Annotated in this window: 19 protein-coding genes and 1 pseudogene; 16 read left to right on the top strand and 4 right to left on the bottom strand. The window is 39.1% G+C overall.

The features are described from left to right. The first annotated feature begins 156 nt into the window (after window positions 1–156). From GT674_RS11905 to GT674_RS11870, 8 genes are all read left to right on the top strand, one after another. On the top strand, window positions 157–846 hold the full coding sequence (locus tag GT674_RS11905; RefSeq protein WP_161285897.1) for a response regulator transcription factor: 690 nt from the start codon (window positions 157–159) through the stop codon (window positions 844–846). Beyond that, window positions 822–2,087 (top strand): sensor histidine kinase, encoded by a 1,266-nt coding sequence (locus GT674_RS11900; protein WP_161285896.1) that lies wholly within the window; start codon window positions 822–824, stop codon window positions 2,085–2,087. Before GT674_RS11905 ends, GT674_RS11900 begins: the two co-directional genes overlap by 25 nt. Window positions 2,088–2,200: 113 nt before the next feature. After that, window positions 2,201–2,875: an ABC transporter ATP-binding protein gene (locus tag GT674_RS11895; RefSeq protein WP_006426335.1), complete on the top strand. Its 675-nt coding sequence runs from the start codon at window positions 2,201–2,203 to the stop codon at window positions 2,873–2,875. Next, complete coding sequence (locus tag GT674_RS11890) at window positions 2,872–5,316, top strand: ABC transporter permease (protein WP_161285895.1); 2,445 nt, start codon at window positions 2,872–2,874, stop codon at window positions 5,314–5,316. Before GT674_RS11895 ends, GT674_RS11890 begins: the two co-directional genes overlap by 4 nt. A 169-nt stretch (window positions 5,317–5,485) precedes the next feature. After that, window positions 5,486–5,614 (top strand): helix-turn-helix transcriptional regulator, encoded by a 129-nt coding sequence (locus tag GT674_RS17925; RefSeq protein WP_161285900.1) that lies wholly within the window; start codon window positions 5,486–5,488, stop codon window positions 5,612–5,614. A 189-nt stretch (window positions 5,615–5,803) separates the two neighbouring features. Then, window positions 5,804–7,126, top strand: a complete 1,323-nt coding sequence (locus tag GT674_RS11880) for an MATE family efflux transporter (protein WP_161285894.1) — start codon at window positions 5,804–5,806, stop codon at window positions 7,124–7,126. A gap of 8 nt (window positions 7,127–7,134) precedes the next feature. Continuing rightward, a complete protein-coding gene (locus GT674_RS11875) occupies window positions 7,135–7,986 on the top strand; it encodes an AraC family transcriptional regulator (protein ID WP_161285893.1) in 852 nt (283 codons plus the stop codon). Window positions 7,987–8,062: 76 nt separating this feature from the next. Further along, a complete protein-coding gene (locus GT674_RS11870; RefSeq protein ID WP_161285899.1) occupies window positions 8,063–9,694 on the top strand; it encodes a glycoside hydrolase family 13 protein in 1,632 nt (543 codons plus the stop codon). Window positions 9,695–9,927: 233 nt separating this feature from the next. On the opposite strand, the gene GT674_RS11865 is transcribed toward GT674_RS11870, so the two are convergent. The 3 genes from GT674_RS11865 to GT674_RS11855 form a co-directional block, all read right to left on the bottom strand. Then, window positions 9,928–11,256: a transposase gene (locus GT674_RS11865; RefSeq protein ID WP_161285892.1), complete on the bottom strand. Its 1,329-nt coding sequence runs from the start codon at window positions 11,254–11,256 to the stop codon at window positions 9,928–9,930. A gap of 25 nt (window positions 11,257–11,281) precedes the next feature. Then, window positions 11,282–11,734 (bottom strand): IS200/IS605 family transposase, encoded by a 453-nt coding sequence (tnpA, locus tag GT674_RS11860; protein ID WP_161285891.1) that lies wholly within the window; start codon window positions 11,732–11,734, stop codon window positions 11,282–11,284. A 221-nt stretch (window positions 11,735–11,955) separates the two neighbouring features. Continuing rightward, window positions 11,956–12,393: an Rrf2 family transcriptional regulator gene (locus GT674_RS11855; RefSeq protein ID WP_161285890.1), complete on the bottom strand. Its 438-nt coding sequence runs from the start codon at window positions 12,391–12,393 to the stop codon at window positions 11,956–11,958. A 118-nt stretch (window positions 12,394–12,511) separates the two neighbouring features. Between GT674_RS11855 and GT674_RS17430 the strand changes: the two genes are divergently transcribed. Genes GT674_RS17430 through GT674_RS11840 form a run of 3 tightly spaced genes read left to right on the top strand, consistent with a single transcriptional unit; the run spans window position 12,512 to window position 14,813 of the window. Then, a complete protein-coding gene (locus GT674_RS17430) occupies window positions 12,512–12,940 on the top strand; it encodes a hypothetical protein (protein ID WP_243149114.1) in 429 nt (142 codons plus the stop codon). Continuing rightward, the gene (locus tag GT674_RS11845; RefSeq protein WP_161285889.1) at window positions 12,940–13,788 is read left to right on the top strand and encodes an NAD-dependent protein deacetylase, SIR2 family; all 849 of its coding nucleotides are present in this window, start codon (window positions 12,940–12,942) and stop codon (window positions 13,786–13,788) included. Before GT674_RS17430 ends, GT674_RS11845 begins: the two co-directional genes overlap by 1 nt. Window positions 13,789–13,835: 47 nt before the next feature. Further along, on the top strand, window positions 13,836–14,813 hold the full coding sequence (locus tag GT674_RS11840; RefSeq protein ID WP_161285888.1) for an NAD-dependent protein deacetylase: 978 nt from the start codon (window positions 13,836–13,838) through the stop codon (window positions 14,811–14,813). Window positions 14,814–14,913: 100 nt separating this feature from the next. On the opposite strand, the gene GT674_RS11835 is transcribed toward GT674_RS11840, so the two are convergent. Beyond that, complete coding sequence (locus GT674_RS11835; protein WP_161285887.1) at window positions 14,914–15,288, bottom strand: helix-turn-helix domain-containing protein; 375 nt, start codon at window positions 15,286–15,288, stop codon at window positions 14,914–14,916. Between the two features lie 204 nt (window positions 15,289–15,492). Here GT674_RS11835 and GT674_RS11830 point away from each other — a divergent pair, with 204 nt between their 5' ends. The 5 genes and pseudogenes from GT674_RS11830 (at window position 15,493) to GT674_RS11805 (ending at window position 18,545) form a co-directional block, all read left to right on the top strand. Next, entirely contained in the window at window positions 15,493–15,894 is a 402-nt protein-coding gene (locus GT674_RS11830) for a LysE family transporter (protein ID WP_243149113.1), read from the top strand. Between the two features lie 402 nt (window positions 15,895–16,296). Then, window positions 16,297–16,719: a MarR family winged helix-turn-helix transcriptional regulator gene (locus GT674_RS11820; RefSeq protein WP_161285885.1), complete on the top strand. Its 423-nt coding sequence runs from the start codon at window positions 16,297–16,299 to the stop codon at window positions 16,717–16,719. Window positions 16,720–16,758: 39 nt separating this feature from the next. Then, complete coding sequence (locus GT674_RS11815) at window positions 16,759–18,042, top strand: cytidylate kinase family protein (protein ID WP_161285884.1); 1,284 nt, start codon at window positions 16,759–16,761, stop codon at window positions 18,040–18,042. A gap of 99 nt (window positions 18,043–18,141) precedes the next feature. Continuing rightward, a pseudogene (gene tnpA / locus GT674_RS11810) lies at window positions 18,142–18,408 on the top strand (IS200/IS605 family transposase); the annotation flags it as partial. Continuing rightward, the gene (locus GT674_RS11805) at window positions 18,405–18,545 is read left to right on the top strand and encodes a helix-turn-helix domain-containing protein (RefSeq protein ID WP_330585558.1); all 141 of its coding nucleotides are present in this window, start codon (window positions 18,405–18,407) and stop codon (window positions 18,543–18,545) included. The pseudogene tnpA (GT674_RS11810) and the gene GT674_RS11805, both read left to right, overlap by 4 nt. The last annotated feature ends 69 nt before the right edge of the window (window positions 18,546–18,614 follow it).

Genomic DNA, 18,614 nt, shown 5'->3' with positions numbered 1-18,614 from the left:
GATTCCAGTAGTACCGCTTTATAGCGGGCCAGTAAAAGTGCTTGCGATACCGCTCTTTGGGGCGAGCAGTAACAATGGCCCTTTGGAGGGCCAGGGATAAACCACCAGTTGAACTGGTGGTTGCTAACTTAGTTAATAAAGAGAGGTGCAGATGCTATGCCAGGTATACTCGTGGTTGAAGATGATGAAAATTTAAATCGTGGAATTACATTTTCACTGAAAAAATCCGGATATGAGGTTTTTTCAGCAGAATCAGTGAAAAAAGCGAAAAGAATTGCAAGTGATAATAATGTGGATGTTACCATTTGTGATGTGAATCTTCCGGATGGGAATGGACTGGAATTTGTAAGGTGGATGAGATGCAATTATAATACATACATTATTTGTCTTACAGCACTAGATCAGGAGATGGATCAGGTCATGGGATATGAAGCAGGGGCAGATGATTATATTACAAAGCCGTTTAGTCTTTCGGTACTTCTTTTGAAAATAGAAGCACATTTCCGCCGCAGACAGGAGAAAACGGAAGCCGGAAAGATGATTTCGGGAGATATCGTATTTATCGCAGGAGAAATGAAAGTCCTGGTAAAGAGTCGTGAAATCAGTCTGACAAAAACGGAGTTGAAAATGCTGACTTTTTTTCTTCAGAATCCGAAACAGATTCTTTCAAAAACACAAATATTGGAAAATGTGTTTGATCTGGAAGGGGATTTTGTGGATGAAAATACAATCGCTGTCAATATCAGAAGACTCCGTGAGAAAATCGAAGACAATCCGGCTGCACCGGTCTATATAAAGAATATCAGAGGTCTTGGGTATATATGGAATCAGGAGGTAAGGCAGTGACAAAGAGATATCGCAAGAAGATTACAGTAGTGCTCTCCTTGGTATTACCCGTCATATTATTGTTTGCAATATTAAATTGCTTTACCACGTATGTGTTTTATGAAGATTATAAATATAAAATGAATCTTATGACAGAGATTGCTGCAAAGGAAGAATTTTCCGGGCTGGATGCTGTTTCGGAATTGCTTAAGGATAAGGATATTGAAACTAACGAACAGGGAAGGCGATTATTGGAGCAATATGGATACTGGGGGAATAAAGGGAATGCATTTTATTCGCAATTCCGGTATCAGGTTATGGTGACCGGTGCTGTAAGCACTGTGATATGCGTGCTTCTTTTGACTTTTTTACTTTATTGGAAGAAAAAAGAAGATGCGTGTCATCAGAAAATTTTAGACCAGTTGGAAGAAATTCTGATCAGATTCCGTGAAAATAAATTTGATGATTTACTGAAAACGGAAAATCATGCAGAACTGGAAAAATTGAATGACCAGCTTGAAGCAATCGGACATCATATTCAGTTGATAAAGGAAGAAGCAAGGGCAGAAAAGGAGAACACGAAAGAAATGGTTTCTGATATTTCTCACCAGTTAAAGACACCGGTTGCAGCTTTGGATACATGTTTTAGTGTGCTGATGCAGAATGACTTAAATGCCACAGAACAGGAGGAGTTTCGTATCCGTTGTCGGAGTGCTCTGGATGGTCTGGAGACATTATTGCAGTCGCTTCTTGAAATATCCAAGATGGAAACTGGACTGATTCAGATTAATAAGAAAAAACTTCCGCTTATGGATACTGTCATATCTGCTGTGAACCGCACTTATCCTAAAGCGGATGAGAAAGAAATTGAATTCGTTTTTGACTATGAAAAAGAGCTGGAAACATGCACGATTATGCAGGATAAAAGGTGGCTTGGTGAAGCTGTGATCAACGTTCTGGACAATGCGGTCAAGTACAGTCCGTGTGGTTCAAAAATATTTATCCGGTTACAAAAAAGAAACTATCTTGTAAGAATGGAAATTGAGGATCAGGGAATTGGTATTCCGCAGAATGAGTATCACAAAATTTTTCAACGATTTTACAGAGGAAGTTCCAAGGAGGTCATGGAAAAGAGTGGTACAGGAATCGGACTTTTTCTATCGAGAGAAATTATCGAAAAACACGCAGGTACGATTACGGTAACCTCCGGCAAAAAGAAAAAAGGAAGCACGTTTGTGATTCAATTACCATATGTTGGTTAAATTTTAAGTGAGCAGAAATCTTACAGTTCTGTAAGATTTCTGCTTGTTTTTTGAAAGTGAAATGAAAGATTGTCCTGATACAATTTGGATGTAAGATGAAAAGGAGGCAACACATGAGTGTGATATTAGAAACCAAGCAGCTTTGTAAGTTTTATGGCGCAGGTGAGAATCAGGTCAAAGCGGTCAATCAGGTGGACATTCAGATTGAGCAGGGAGAATTTGTCGCAATTGTTGGAAAGTCAGGTTCCGGTAAAAGTACATTACTTCATATGCTTGGAGGGCTAGACACCCCGACAAAAGGCAGTGTTACTTTAGCAGGGAAAGATTTATACAGGATGAAGGAAGATGCCCTTGCTGTTTTCCGCAGAAGAAAAATCGGATTTGTTTTTCAGGCATTTAATCTGGTTTCATCTGTTAATGTCTGGGAAAATATTGTACTGCCACTGGGGTTGGATGGAAGAAAAGTGGATGAAGCGTATGTAAATGATATTATTGCAACTCTGGGGATTGAAAACCGGATTTATAATCTGCCAAATCAGTTATCCGGAGGACAGCAGCAGAGAGTAGCAATTGCAAGAGCACTGGTGAATCGTCCGGAAATTATATTTGCAGATGAGCCGACAGGAAATCTTGATTCTAAGACCAGTGATGAGGTAATCGCTCTGCTTAAGATGACAGCAAAAAAATATGGACAGACAATTGTAATGATTACCCATGATGACGAAATTGCACAGGTCGCTGACCGTATTCTGGTGATTGAGGACGGACAGGTGGTGGATTTCAGATGAAGACAATAAGCAGGATTGCATATAGCAATGACAAAAGGAACAGGACAAGAAGTATACTGATCATGATGGCAATCTGTCTGACCACGATGCTGCTTGTTATCATCAGTACTGTGGGAAATGGGGTAATTCATTTACAGAAAAGTCAGGCGGCAGGATCATATGGAAGCAATTATGGTCTGTTTGTTTCCGCAGACGGATCGCAGTTAAAAGAAGTAAACCGCCGTGCGGAAATAGATGCTACAGGCACTATGTGCACCGAAGGTATCATAAAAGGCAATGAAAAAGGCGGGTTTGTCTGCATGGATGAGACTGCAAGAAAAATGCTTCCTTATAATAAAGAATATGAGTTGAAGGAAGGAAAGTATCCGGAAAAAATGCAGGAAATTGCCGCAGGAAGAGCATTTTTTCGTGCAATGGGGTATGGTGATGTAAAGATCGGAGATACGGTTACACTGGATTACCGCGCAGGGATGCAGTCAGAATATAAGCTGGAAGAATTTGTTGTCAGCGGAATCCTATATGATCGGGATGAGTATACCATCGAGGCATCTTATGTTGCTTTCGGGTCACAGGAGTTTTATGATGAGCACGTCGCAGAGAATGACAGACAGTATAATATTTATTTTACTTTAAATGATTCTGCAAATGTATCTATGAATAATATTGATTCGATTATAAAGCAGATTGCAGCAGCTTGTGGGATCGAAGAAAAAAACGTTATAGTCAATGATCTCTATTTGCAATGGGTCTTGCAGCCGAGTTATGAAACGATTGCGGTATGCGGGGTTTTGATTCTTGCAATTGTACTTTTCTCTGTTGTGGTCATTTATAATATTTTTCAGGTCGGTATTGCCAACAAGATACAGGAGTATGGAAAAATCAAGGCTCTGGGAGCGACAAAAAAGCAGATGAAACAACTGATCTTCAGAGAGGGTATGTTTTTGACAATTTCTTCAATACCAGTTGGATTGCTTCTTGGTTTTCTGATTGCAAAATGCGGTTTTAACTGGCTGGTAGAACAGGGAAACCTTGTATCAACCGGAACTGGCTCTATGGGAGTCCAAAATCAGCAGATGCCACTGTTTTCCCTGCCTGTTATGCTTCTATGTATTTTCGTGTCATTTTTTACCGTTGCTTTGGCGCTGCGTAAACCAATGAAAATTGTTTCACGGATTTCACCTATCGAAGCAACACGGTATTTAGAAAATGCAGAAACACACAAAAAAGGAAAACGAAATGGCAGAAAAAATGTCACCGTGTTTTCTATGGCAATGGCAAATATAACGGGTAATCCAAAAAGAACCATTGGTACCATCCTCACACTGGGGCTTTCCTGCGCATTGTTTGTGATTATCTCTAATTATGTAGGAAATATTGATACGGAGCATGAAGCACGTCTTTCTGTTAATCATGGACAATTTGAACTGCAGCTTGACTATTCTGCTGAGTACGATGAAAGATATCCGGAGAATAATCTGGATACGATTCTGACGGATAATCCATTGAATGATTCAATGATTGAAGAAATCAAAAGCATTCCAGGAGTGACAGATGTCATGACGAGAGAGATTGTCTCTGTAAATCTGAACGGAACAAGATTTCCGGCTGATATTGTGAGTAAAAATGATTTTGATTTTATGCGCCAAGACGGGGATATTGGCTCTATGGACTATGATCAGGCGGTAAAGAATGGTGAAATTTTCTTTGGTTGGTTGATGTGGATGGAACAAGATGGATATGCTCCGGGTGAATCCATTGCATTTGACTTTGAGAATGGAAGTGAAACCTATACCTATCAGGGAAAGATTGCAGGATCCTTTGTAAGCGCGGACACTTATCTTGTCATTCCGGAAGGTGTATACCGTTCCATGAATCCGAGGGGAACAGCCTATGGCTATCTGTGGGTGGACTGTGATAAAAAAGATGTTGCATCTGTGGAACAGAGTCTGAATACTTTGATTTCTAATACTTCGCATATAAAAATGGATATCTATCATGCACAGTTACAATCTGCAGAATTCACAGCTCGCATGATGAAGCTTGGCTGTTATCTGTTTATGGCGGTTGTAGGACTCATCGGTTTTATGAATATGGCAAACACCATAATTATGAATATTACGACAAAAAAGCAGGAATATGGTGTATTACAGGCTGTGGGTATGACAAATAAACAATTAAATTTATGTCTGCAGTTACAGGGAATGATGTTTACGGTTGGTACCATATGCGTAGCTTTGATCATTGGTCTGCCGCTCGGCTATGCACTTTTTTCCTATGCAAAACATAATGGAATATTTGGAATGAATATCTATCATGTTCCAATCGTACCAATTTTTATTATGATTTTTTTGGTCGGTCTGTTGCAGATTGTACTTTCCTGCGTTTTAAGCAGTAATCTGAAAAAGGAAACGCTGGTAGAAAGAATAAGGTATCAGGGATAGCAAGTAATATGTAATGAACTAGGTCTTAACGAAGAGGAAAAATAGATAACTTCCATTTTGTATGTATGATAAATCTAAACAGCATTTGGATGGAGACATCTCTAATGCGTATCTAGCCGTCAACCTAAGAAATATCAAGGCAGCCAAAACAGCAGCTTAATCATGCAACATTTCCTACTGGTTAGAGGAGTTTGGTAAATTATTTCATGTTACCAGGCAAACTGTTTCAAATTGGGAAAACGGAAAAAGTTATCCTGATTTGCAAATCCTTGTAAGCATGAGTAATCAATTGTTATGACGCCGACTAAATGGATTGAACAGAATATAAAATGTAGTCTTTTTCTTTTATTCCATATAGCTCACACCCAGTGCTCTTTAAGATAAAGTAGAAATAGTGCAATTTTCACATGATATTATACAAGAATTACATAGAAATATATCGTATTATTGATATGGTATTCTTGAATTGTATGTGAGGAGAAAAACTATGGCAGCGGAAAGAAAAACATTAACACAGCTATCTGTGCCAATATGCTTAGAAACTTTATTTTATATGCTTTCAGGTATGGTTGATACGCTTATGCTATCATCTGTAAGTGATCAGGCTGTAGGAGGAGTGGGAACAGCAAATACATATATAGGTGTTTTTATTATTATGTTTGGAGTAATATCATCGGGTATGATAGCCGTTATGTCACAAAATATCGGAGCTGGAAGACCGGGGATAGCATATCAGGCAAGGCAACTTGGACTTATATTCAACGCATTGATAGGTATCGTAATGTCTGTCGTTCTTGCTACTTTTTCTGGTGGGATACTTAGAATTGTAAGTATTGCTCCGGCTTTGCTTGAGCCGGCTGAAATATATCTTAAAATTGTTGGCGGCACATGTTTTTTAAATGCACTGATTCCTATTTTCTCCAGTTATTTGAGAGTGTTTGGATATACAAAACATTCTTTGATAGGAACTGTTGTTGGAAATGTTCTCAATATAATACTTAATTCAGTATTTTTATTTGCATTCAACTGGGGTGTGATGGGAGTTGCTGTTGCCACGGTTATTTCGAGAGTTGTAAATCTTATTATTGTAGCCGGCATGGGGGCTGTACTTATAAAAGCAAAGCAGAGTCCTGAGCGAATTACATCAAGAAAGATATTTGCACAGATTGTTAAGATTGGTTTTCCTTCTGCGCTTGAAACAGCACTTTACAACATCGCAATGACATTTATAGTGCGTTTTATGAATCAGATGGATGTGGATGGAATGAATGTTACAGCGCGTTCATATGCGATACAGATTGCAAATTTTTCGTATTGCGTGGGAGCTGCCCTTGCTCAGGCAAATGCAATTATGACCGGCTGGAGAATTGGAGCAAAAGAGTTTGAGGAATGTAACAGGGGGACGAGAAAAGCTGCGATATATGGTATCATCACAGCGACATGCTTTTCCGTGACCTTTGCATTTGCGGGACATTTTATCGTGCATATATTTACGGATGATATACAGATGATAAATCTTGTGGTAAAGTTGTTAATAGTAGATATATTTCTTGAACTTGGAAGGGTAACAAACCTTGTATATGGGCAGGCGTTAAAAACGAGCGGAGACGCATTTTTTCCGGTTATATTAGGTGCGATATTTATGTATTTGTTTGCAGTTGGCGGAACCTATTTTCTCGGAATACACATGGGATTTCTGGCTGTAGGAGCATATATTGCTATGGCAGGTGACGAATGTGCGAGAGCAGTGGGAATGGTACTTAGATGGAAGAGTGGAAAATGGAAGAGTAAAGGTCTTGTAGAAGTATAGGAGAGAGTATGTACTTTGAATTAAAGGAAAATAAACCACATGGTACAAAGGATGATCCGTTTAGTACATATCATATAAAAAATGAAGGACAATCATTTCAGATACCGGTTCATTGGCATGATGAACTGGAAATTATATATGTAAAAAGCGGTTTTTTGACTGTTAGTATATCAGGAGAAAATTATATTGGAACCCCCGGAGATGCTTTTGTAGTGTCGCCGGGTAATCTGCATTTTATGGGTTCACAGACTGATACAGTGGATTATTTTACTTTCCTTTTTCCGTTAAAATACATATCTTTTTGCATAAATGACATATTGGATGATAAATTATTGGAGCCGTTAAAAAATGGTCATCTGATGATAAGTCCAAGAGTAAAAGATACAGCAAAAGAACTATGTGAGCAGTTGGTTGAAATATATATGGCAAAAAACAAGAAAACTGAGCCCCAAATAACTGCTCAGATAAAAACAAAAATAATTCTTTTACAGTTTATTCTTGAAATGTGGGAGAAGGGCTTTGTAATTGAAAATGATAAAAGCGGGAGAAATACGATAGAAAAAGAAATGATTTCATATATACAGCAGAATTTTATGGAAAAGATATCATTAAAAGAATTTAGTGAGCAGTTTCATCTTTCGGAAAAATATATATCGCGATATTTTAAGGAACATTTTCATATTACCCTTTCGCAATATATAACACATTTAAGGTTAGAGCATGCAAAACAGCTGTTACAAGATACGGATATTTCTGTTACAGAGATTGCAATGCAGAGTGGATATCAGAATGTAAGCTATTTTATCAGAAGCTTCAAAAAAACATATGGAGTTTCTCCGTTAAAATATAGAAAAAAATAAGCCAGGTATATGGTTAGAAAGGAGAGGATATCCCGGTAGAATCAGAAAATCTGCCGGAGAGATATCGAGAATGAGTATGGGAAATAAGAATAAATGGTGGAAAAATGCAGTTGTATATCAGATTTATCCGAAAAGCTTTCAAGATTCGGATGGAGATGGAATCGGTGATATTCCAGGAATTATCAGCAGATTGGATTATTTGAAAAAACTTGGAATAGATGCAATCTGGCTCTCACCGGTGTATCGTTCGCCACAGGATGACAATGGATACGATATTTCAGACTATCAGGATATTGAGCCGATGTTCGGAACAATGGAAGATATGGAACAGTTATTTGCGGAGGCAAAGAAACGCGGAATTCGAATTATGATGGATCTTGTGCTGAATCATACTTCAGATGAACACAGATGGTTTTTGGAGGCAAAGAAAAGCAAAGACAATCCGTATCATGATTATTATGTGTGGCGTGATGGAGAAGAAGGTATTTACCCAAATGATATGAATTCTGTGTTCGGAGGACCGGCATGGGAGTGGGTTCCAGAACTGGGACAGTATTATTTTCATCAGTTTTCAGTGAAACAGCCAGATCTGAACTGGGAGAATCCGAAAGTGAGAAGAGAGCTCTATGATATGATTCTCTGGTGGATGGAAAAAGGAGCAGGCGGATTTCGTCTGGATGTAATCGATCAGATTGCAAAAGAGCCAGATCTTAAGATCACAAATAATGGACCAAAGCTGCATGAATTTCTGCGTGAACTAAGCAGAGAAACATTTCAGAAGGGGGATATGATCACTGTTGGAGAAGCCTGGGGAGCAACACCGGAAATTGCAAAGAAATATAGTAATCCAGATGGCAGTGAATTTTCTATGGTTTTTCAGTTTGAGCACATTATGCTTGATCAGGAAGAAGGAAAAGAAAAATGGGATACGATTCCATTGAATCTGGTTAAGCTGAAAAAATGCCTTGCAAAGTGGCAGAATACTTTATATCAGACAGGATGGAACAGTCTGTTCATGAATAACCATGATCTTCCTAGAATCGTGTCGCGTTGGGGAAATGACGGAAAATACAGAAAAGAGTCGGCAACAATGCTGGCGACAATGCTTCATGGAATGCAGGGAACCCCTTACATTTACCAGGGAGAAGAGCTGGGAATGACGAATGTGCAGTTTGACAGCATTGAGGAATATGAAGATATTGAGACATTGAATATGTACAAAGAGCGTCTGGAAAAAGGATATCAGCCAGAAGAAATCATGCAGTCTATCTACGCAAGAAGCCGTGATAATGCCCGTACTCCGATGCAGTGGAGAGGGGATGAGAACGGAGGATTCACAACAGGAGAACCATGGTTTGCCGTGAATCCAAATTATACCAGAATCAATGCCAAAGAGGCACTGGAAGATGAAAATTCGGTATTTTACTATTATCAGAAGCTGATTCGTTTAAGAAAAGAAAATCCAGTATTCGTGAATGGAAAATTTGAACTTCTTCTGCCGGAAGATGAGAGAATTTTCGCCTATACGAGAACAGATGAGCATACAAAGATGCTGATATGTACAAACTTTACGGATGAGGAAGTTAGCTGCCCATTGCTTGATGAGTGGAAAGCCGGGGAAGTCTGGATCCGGAATTATGAGGACGACAGAGAAGGAAATATATTGCGTCCTTATGAGGCGGTGATAATTGCATTTACTGGCAAATAGATTGAGTTTCTTTTTTGGCATCAAAATTCACTTACTAGCATAAGTGATAGTGAAATTATGTGGATGTGGATCTCACGTGATTAAAGTCACGTGCTCCTCAGTCGCTTTAAGCGACAAGGCTAAATATCGGCGGATACGCCTGTAACTTAGGACATGCGCAGTCATGCGCTTTTTCCATGCCAGATATGGCAGGTTCCCACACCACAGGTAGTCCGCTGTATATCTGCCTGTGTTTATGCAGTTTTTAAGAGTTCCATTTCTGAAAATAATTCTCTTAAGTCCGCATATACACATGAGATCCTACGCTTTACCGAAGGGACTTTTGCCTCCAGCAAAGACCTTTCCGTTGCCGGAAGGGGTTTTAAGAATTCACGGATAAAATATCTTGCTCCAATATTATAGGATGCCGAAAGATCACAGTTATATCTTTTTCCATTCTGGAATGTACAGAGACTGTGATTGCCCGGATCACGGACAACTGTTCCTGACCCATCATATGCAAGCCTGCTGGTATTCCATGCACAGATCCTGGATATCCGCATTCCTCTCCTGTGAGCCTGATGTTCACATCTTTTCTGGATATCCCTTTTCCTCCACAGATGCAGCTTCTGTTTCTTTCTTCCCGATATCTTTCCTTTTATTTCCAGATACTCAAACACGATCACATCCGCATGGCTTTCTTCCGCATATCCTGTAACTGCTCCTGCGATCTTTCTTCCGAGTTCTGTGTTAAGACGCTTCGCATAAGCCCATCTGCTTTTCACCTGTACAGAGCCATGCTTCCGCTGGAACCTGCTTATCCGTCCCAGCACACGGTACATCCGGTCTTTTTCACTGAGAAAATTGATAAACTTTCTTCCCAGGACAGTTCCATCTGACCGCATAATGGTGCAGACTGCATCCGTATTGAGTCCTAAATCCACACTGCAGATGATCTGTTCTTTTGCAGATGCCCTTGTAAGCGGCACCTCTTCTGTATAAGAAAAACGCAGGAAGTATTTATGATGCCTTTTTTCCAGTACGGGTGCAGCAGCTCTTTTTCCTGCCCAGTTTTTTCTGAGATATTCCATATCTGTATGACGGAGACTGACCCGGAACCATTTCCAGTCATGACCATCATAAAGTTTCAGGTACGCCCCATCTTTTTCTTCTGTATCTTCGCGGTACATCACATCTCGGTAGAATACCGGCATAGCATGATTATCACACACCAGCTTCGGCTCGCCACCTTTTTGATTCGTTTTTTTCCACAGTTCCAGCCTCGTCTTATATGAGGACACACTTCCCAGAGCATGCTGGATAGCTGCCCTTCGCAGATAGGAAGGCATCTTTGGAAAACACAGGTCAAAATCAAACCTTGCCTGATTCTTTTTAGTGCTATGTACCAGATGTTCTGCCGTGTTAAAACGTTTTTTAGGTTCCGTGATTGCTGCCAGTTCATCCCATATCTGAGCATAAATCTCCGTCAGGCAACTGACTGCGGAACGATAAATATCCAGTGTCTGGCGGATCGGGATATTCTGTTTTCGCAATTCTGCACCATAACTGGATACTGTCTTCATCTCTTCCCTCTTTCTGCTTACAGTTTTAAAAACTGCTTCTTTCAGGTTTCTGTTTTTCTTTTTGCCCTTCGATGTAAGAGCATACCTGTTCCCTGCTCCTGTCGCTCACCGTTATTGCACAATAAGATGGATTCCACAGATGCCCTCCCCAAAGTTCCCTCTTCAGTTCCGGATGGGCAAGAAACATCTGCCTGGCAATGTTCCCCTTCATGATCTTGATCATATCCGGAATATAAAACTGTGGTCTGCAATCTACAAGCAGATGGATATGATCCGGCATAACCTCCATTGCCAGAATCTGAAATTTATATTCTTCTGCAAGGTCATAGAGCATTTCTTTGCATTCTGCATCAATACCATCTTTTAAAATCTTTTTCCGGTATTTTGTACACCATACCAGATGGTACTGCAGAGAATACACATATCCTCTACCATATGAAAGTTCATTATTATTAATATTAAATATATTTTTCTCCATGTTTTTATTATAGCATATGCGAAAAGATTATGTAAACATTTGTTCTATTTAATTTTAAGAAAATAGTGCGTCTAACTCATCATTGAAGTAACGAGAATGCGACGCACAGTTATTCAATTTTAGGTGTAACTACCCAAGGCAAATTGTAGCAAAGACGATAGGAAAGTGTGGGGGATTTCGCCTGTGTCATGACACAGGCAGTGCTTGCTATTCTTGATTAGTTAAAGGCTTTTAACTTTCATGATTTTAAAATAATACCGGTCAATAATATCCTGCAATGTAATGGATTTCATTTTTTCATCTACCATATTTTGAATTTCATGATAGAAGTCCCCAATAGCGAATTGAATGTTGATACCGATTCCACAATCCGGATTGGTATCTGTGTCCAGGTGAAGCAGCGGCTTATCGCCCTCTACGGCTCGGTAGATGTCATACATACTGATTTTATCTGCCGATTTTGCAAGAGCGGCATTCGCATGACCTTGTGTGTTGACAACAATACCTGCATTTTTCAGGGTTGCCATAAGCTGTCTGACATAAGCCGGGTTTGTCTTGATACTTTCTGCAATTTTTGTGCTGGAGAGTTGTTCGTCATCTCCAAGAGCAATAAATATAAGAATATGAATGGTGTCACTAAGCTTTGTGGAATATTTCATTTGTCACCTCGAATTTTCTTCTTGCAATTTTAAAAATTACATGATAGTATGATTTTAATGCTTGATGTAATTTTGATTTTAACAAGTAAAAAAATAAAAGTCAAGCGAAATAAAAAGAGTGGAATCTGATATAAAAAAGGAGATAAAGTGGTGTATGCAAAAGGAGGAACAAGTCAGTTTTCTGCCAAGATGTAATGAGTGCGGGAGAATCATGGTTCCCTGGGTAAGGGATGATACATTTTTGGAGGGAAAAGACTGGAGGGAAGGTGTAAGGCGATATGAGAATTTCCTAAAAAAATATCTCATGAATGGAACAGATAAGAATGTTGTACTGCTGGAGCTGGGGGTTGGTGAGATGACACCCAGTATTATTAAACTTCCTTTTTGGGAAATGACATACAAAAATGAAAAGGTGTTTTATGCCTGTCTGAATCAGAAGAAATCCTCAGTTCCAGAGCATATAAAAGACAAAGGCATTTATATAGCAGGAGATTTGGCAGAAACCCTGCGGGATTTAAAAGAAAACATAGTGGGAAAGGAAATGTGATGAAGATGAATGTATATCAAGAGATAAGTCAAATCATCAAAGAAGCAGATGGTATTTTGATTGGAGCCAGTAATGGTTTGTCTATCGCAGAGGGATATAATATTTTTGCAGATGACGCATGGTTTCAGGAAAATATGGGAGATTTCAGAGAAAAATACGGACTGCGTTGTGTTTTACATGGATTTTCAGTGCCAATGAAGGTAGAAGAAAAGTGGGCGTTTGTAAGCAGACTTGTTAAGGCAAAAGCTATGCAGGATGAGCCGAGTGAGATTATGAAAAACATCTATGCCCTAGTAAAGGATAAAGAATATTTCGTAGTAACTTCCAATGCGGAGGATCATTTTGTGCCGGCAGGTTTTGAGGCAGACCGTGTTTTTGAAATGGAAGGGAAATTAACCCAGATGCGGTGCAAGAACAGATGTCATGACGAGGTCTATCCTAATCAAAAAGCAGTTCTCGCCATGACAGAAGAGGAAGTAAACGGAAGAGTACCTAAAGAATTACTGCCGAAATGTCCAAAATGTGGTGGAGATATGGAAGTAAATTGGGGTGAGATGTCCTCGTTTACAGAAACGAAAAATTGGAAGGAAAAGGCTGCCCTCTATCAAGAATTTATTCAGAATTTACATGGAAAGAAGCTGGTAATTCTGGAATTTGGCATTGGTTGGAGAAATCAGATGATTAAAGCTCCTTTGATGCAGCTTGCAGCAGTAGAACCACAGGCAAGATATATCACATTTAACAAGGGCGAAATTTACATTCCAGAGGAAATCAAAGAAAAATCCATCGGTGTGGATGGTAATCTTACGGTAGCGTTAAAGGAAATCAGAAAGGGAAGGATAGACTAAGTAAAGTGGTTAAAGATATTACAGTTGTGAGATAGGAGAATGAAAAAATGAGTTGTTATGAAAATTTGGTAATGAAAACACAAATGAACTATTCCAGACACTATAGTACCTATGCATCCGGCGGTACTGCTGTAGTGTTGAGCAAACAAAAACCACTTCCTTATGAGGAACAGATTCAGGAATTTGTTCGCAGAGTGCAGGAGGCAGAGTGTATCGTAGTAGGCGGAGCATCCGGTTTATCAGCGGCTGGAGGTGGTGACTTTTATTATAGTGATACCCCTTCTTTTCGTGAGCATTTTGGAAAATTTGCAGATAAGTATGGATTCAAAGGTGCTTTTAGCGGAATGATGCATCGGTTTTCTACAAGAAATGAACACTGGGGATATGTGGCAACCTTTTTAAATACTACACAAAATGCCCCTATCAGAGAGCCATATCTGGATTTGGATAGAATCTTGCAGGGAAAGGATTTTCATATCTTAACGACTAATCAGGATACACAGTTTGTAAAGATTTATCCGGAAGAAAAGGTCAGTGAGATTCAAGGAGATCATCGTTTCTTCCAGTGTTCCCAGTGTTGTCAGGATGAAACATGGGATGCCGTACAACCTGTGGCAGATATGATTGCGGCTATGGGAGAGGGGACAATGGTGCCGGATGAACTGATTCCTCGCTGCCCTCATTGTGGTGCGGAAATGTTTCCGTGGGTAAGAGGATATGGGAATTTTCTGCAAGGGAAAAAATACGAAGAAGAATATGAGAAAATTTCAAAATACATTCAAAAGAACAAAGATAGAAAAATTCTCTTCATAGAACTTGGAGTAGGGCGCATGACACCGATGTTTATACAGGAACCGTTTTGGGAACTGACAAACAGCTTGAAAGATGCATATTATATCTCCGTAAATTCAGAATATCAGTTTTTGCCGGAATTCATTGAAGATAAGGGGATTGCTATTTTGGGAGATATAGGAACAGTGTTAAAAGATTTGCGGAAAGCAAAAGAGGAAAGTGCATTTGTATAGGATACTTGTTCTTGATATTCCACTTAATGAAGAAACATTAGAATATTGATTGATACAAAACTGCACTCAGGGATATTGTGGGTGCAGTTTTGCATTAAAATTATTGATTACGATACAGTTTCTGATATGCAGTAGGTAATATCTGAAATATATCTCGGAAAGCCGATGTAAATTTACTTTGGCTTTTATATCCCACAGCGGCGGCAATTTCCAAAATAGATTTATCTTCCTGCAACAGCATATTTGATGCCAACTTCATACGGTATTCTTTCATGTAAGAAGCGATGGGCATTCCATAGACTGCTTTGAAAACCGATTTCAAAGTAGTGGTGTTCATCAGGTACTGTTTTGACAACTCTTCAATAGTATAGTGGCGTTTTAGGTCGGATGTCATCAGACTGTGAATTTCTTTGATAGTTTCCACCTGTCCGGAAACATACTGGTTCAATCTTTTTGTATTTTCTAAATCCAGCATATCTAAAAAAAACAGCAACTCCTGAACTTTTAATTTGAATGAAAATCAGGAATTAAGTGAACTTGGAAAAAGCTATCTGGAAGAATTACGGAAATATGCTCCAGCCAATCCATAGTCATAGGCTATGGATAACCATATAAAATAGGTGTTATGTATGTACCGCTGTTTGCTGATATAATAACAGCAGAAAGGTGGTTGATGATTATGCCTATGGCGGTACTAAGCAATTTTCTGATTTATTGCGTTATAAATGCCTTTACTCCGGGGCCGGGAAATATTCTGGCATTAAATACCGTAACAAACTATGGATATAAAAAAGGAAAGCCGCTGTTCTTTGGAATTTTTGCAGGCTACTATGTAGTACAAATCTTATGCGCAATTTTTGTATATGGGGTTAATTCTTTGCTTCCAAATGTAATGGAAGTGATGAAGTACATCGGAGCAGCCTATATACTGTGGCTTGCGATTCATATTGCTTTCAGTAAGAAGACCTCAGAAAACACAGAGCAATCCGCATCGTTTCTAAAAGGCTTCAGCAACCTGTACTTGGACTGGCTTGGACGTACTGATTCAGAAGTTTTATCTGCGGCATTTCCGTGTTATTAACATTATCCTTGCACTAACATTACTGGAGTGTATTTGGGGAATGTTAAGATAATTGCTGCTTTGAGAGCAATTCTATAGCTATCCTCTTAATTAACGCAAATTCCAGATGAGTGGAACCACCCTTTGCAATCATTCGTGCTTATTGTTTCTAAGGCCGCTTTTACAGCCTCAGGTAGTTCAGTAGCAACGCGGACTTTCCTCTTTCTGAGAAAGGATTTCATTTTTGACCACATTTTTTCAATAGGGTTCAAATCTGGACTGTATATTCTCAAGATGGTGATACATTGTATAAGATTCCAATATATTAAAAGAAGCTGTTGACATACACCATAAATATAGTTATAATTCTAAATGTTTGAATTGTAATTATACTATATAATAAAAGAAGGGGATAAATAATAAATGGATGATTCATTTCACTACCTGTCTATGATAAACCATATGACTATCCAGAAAAAACTAATGGAACAGCTGAAAGATACAGGCCTTACCTTGGGACAGCCCAAAGTATTAGATTACCTGAAAGATCATGATGGTGTCAGCCAGAAAGAGATTGCGGCAGGATGCCTCATTGAGGCAGGATCTTTAACGTCCATTTTAAACCGTATGGAAGAAAAAAATCTGATTGAAAGAAAAATGCTCAATGGAAACCGTCGTACCTTTCATATTTTTATGACAGAATCTGGAAAGAAAAATCAGAAGCTTGTGGAGGAGGCTTTTAAGAAAATAGAAAAAACTGCATTAAATGGTATTTCCGAAGAAGAGCAGAAGCTGTTTATGGATATTTTTTGCCGGATCTATCGAAATCTTGCAGATATGAAATGATCCGGCAATAAAAAATATGAAATGAGGAGGGGATAAAAAATGGAGAAATTAAAACGATATTTAATATTTCTGGTAGGATTGTTTGTAAACTCCCTGGGAGTCAGCCTGATCACAAAGGCAAACCTGGGAACATCCCCGATTTCATCAATTCCTTACGTATTAAGTCTTAATTTTCCATTTACACTTGGAAACTTTACCATCTTTTTCAGTATCTTTCTGATCGTACTTCAGTTGATCATCCTGAGAAAGAACTTTAAATTGGAACACATCCTTCAGATTCCGGTATCCATCATATTTGGATATTTTATTGATCTTACCATGATTCTTTTTTTCTGGGTCAATCCGGAAGCGTACATCATGAAGATTGTATATCTTCTTATCGGATGTCTGATCCTTGGCGTAGGTGTATATATGGAGGTCTTGGCAGACGTTGTTATGCTTCCGGGAGAGTCTTTTGTCCGTGCTATTGTTCTTACATGGAAAACAAATTTCGGAACAACCAAGATATGTTTTGATGTATCCATGTCAGTAATCGCTGCTGTACTTTCTTTCGTATTTGCAGGAAAGCTGGCTGGTGTAAGAGAAGGTACCGTTATTGCTGCCCTTCTGGTAGGCTTTATCGCCAGACTCATCGCTAAGAAACTTGCATTCCTGAAAGATATGATTTTCCCCGAAAGCGTATCTGCAGAAAACGAGAACGAAGCAAAAGAACAGACAGCAGGAATCTATGGAAAAAATGTTATCGCCATTGGAAGACAGTTCGGAAGCGGCGGTCACGATATCGGCAAGGTTCTTGCAGAAAAGCTGGGCTACGATTTTTATGATGCAGAGATCATCCAGATGACAGCAGGAACCACCGGATATACCCCGGAATTCGTTAAGAAAAACGAGGAGATCATGACAAACAGCCTTCTCTATGATCTGGTCAATCAGATGTACCTGAATACAGACAGGCAGGATGAAGCACCGAAGGATAAAATTTTCGAGGCAGAATGTCAGGTTGTACGCAATCTTGCGAAAAAAGGCAACTGCGTCATAGTAGGCCGTTGTGCAGATTACGTTCTCAGAAATTCCGGAAACTGTCTGAAAGTATTTTTTTCAGCGCCTTTTGTGAGCAGAATAAGAAGAGTGGCACAGAGACAGAATATCTCCGAGGGAGAAGCCAAAGCTACGGTTCAGAAAAATGAAAAACTCCGTGCAGATAACTACCGCTATTACACTCATCGTATGTGGGGAGCAGCCGGAAACTTTGATCTTAGCCTGAATACAGATTTGGGAGAAGAATTTATTGAGAACTGCATCCGCAGTGCTATGAAACTGTAAAAATATATAAAGCCTTATAAAAATTCTCCTACCTCTACAGGTGGGAGATGAATTGCAAAAAATAAAAAAAGAACGCTTGTTTGGTGATAAAATCCACGGTATGGAATTGTTTTGGAGGAATGGAATCATGATATTGACCATGTGCATGTAATGTTTCGTGCACAGCCTAAAACAGAACTCAGTAAATTTATCAATGCTTATAAAAGTGCCAGCAGCAGGCTGCTGAAAAAAGAGTATCCGGAAATCCGGGAAAAACTTTGGAAAGAAGCGTTCTGGAGCCAGAGTTTCTGCCTTTTGACGGCAGGAGGGGCACCAGTAGAAGTGATCCGTCAATACATCGAAAACCAGGGAGAGAAAAAGAATTGAACATAGCATATCGTTTCCGGATTTATCCAACAGAAGAACAGAAGATACTCCTTGGAAAAACGTTTGGCTGTTGTCGTTTTCTGTACAAACAGATGCTTAATGATGAGAAGAGAAGGAAACGCAATGAATCATATTAAAATTACGAAAAATAATATTCATCATGAAAAATGATAGGATTAATTTACGAGTAATTATATATGCGAGAA

The sequence above is a fragment of the Blautia sp. BIOML-A1 genome, assembly GCF_009883055.1.
Taxonomy (GTDB): Bacteria; Bacillota; Clostridia; order Lachnospirales; family Lachnospiraceae; genus Blautia_A.
The sequence above is the reverse complement of the archived record's forward strand: the minus strand, read 5'-3'. Positions and strand labels throughout refer to the sequence as shown.

Coding starts and splice junctions, on each gene's coding strand:
- GT674_RS11905 (WP_161285897.1), top strand. CDS start 157: ATGCCAGGTATACTCGTGGTTGAAGATGATGAAAATTTAAATCGTGGA.
- GT674_RS11900 (WP_161285896.1), top strand. CDS start 822: ATGGAATCAGGAGGTAAGGCAGTGACAAAGAGATATCGCAAGAAGATT.
- GT674_RS11895 (WP_006426335.1), top strand. CDS start 2,201: ATGAGTGTGATATTAGAAACCAAGCAGCTTTGTAAGTTTTATGGCGCA.
- GT674_RS11890 (WP_161285895.1), top strand. CDS start 2,872: ATGAAGACAATAAGCAGGATTGCATATAGCAATGACAAAAGGAACAGG.
- GT674_RS11880 (WP_161285894.1), top strand. CDS start 5,804: ATGGCAGCGGAAAGAAAAACATTAACACAGCTATCTGTGCCAATATGC.
- GT674_RS11875 (WP_161285893.1), top strand. CDS start 7,135: ATGTACTTTGAATTAAAGGAAAATAAACCACATGGTACAAAGGATGAT.
- GT674_RS11870 (WP_161285899.1), top strand. CDS start 8,063: ATGGGAAATAAGAATAAATGGTGGAAAAATGCAGTTGTATATCAGATT.
- GT674_RS11865 (WP_161285892.1), bottom strand. CDS start 11,256: ATGAAGACAGTATCCAGTTATGGTGCAGAATTGCGAAAACAGAATATC.
- tnpA (WP_161285891.1), bottom strand. CDS start 11,734: ATGGAGAAAAATATATTTAATATTAATAATAATGAACTTTCATATGGT.
- GT674_RS11855 (WP_161285890.1), bottom strand. CDS start 12,393: ATGAAATATTCCACAAAGCTTAGTGACACCATTCATATTCTTATATTT.
- GT674_RS11845 (WP_161285889.1), top strand. CDS start 12,940: ATGAAGATGAATGTATATCAAGAGATAAGTCAAATCATCAAAGAAGCA.
- GT674_RS11840 (WP_161285888.1), top strand. CDS start 13,836: ATGAGTTGTTATGAAAATTTGGTAATGAAAACACAAATGAACTATTCC.
- GT674_RS11835 (WP_161285887.1), bottom strand. CDS start 15,288: ATGCTGGATTTAGAAAATACAAAAAGATTGAACCAGTATGTTTCCGGA.
- GT674_RS11830 (WP_243149113.1), top strand. CDS start 15,493: ATGCCTATGGCGGTACTAAGCAATTTTCTGATTTATTGCGTTATAAAT.
- GT674_RS11820 (WP_161285885.1), top strand. CDS start 16,297: ATGGATGATTCATTTCACTACCTGTCTATGATAAACCATATGACTATC.
- GT674_RS11815 (WP_161285884.1), top strand. CDS start 16,759: ATGGAGAAATTAAAACGATATTTAATATTTCTGGTAGGATTGTTTGTA.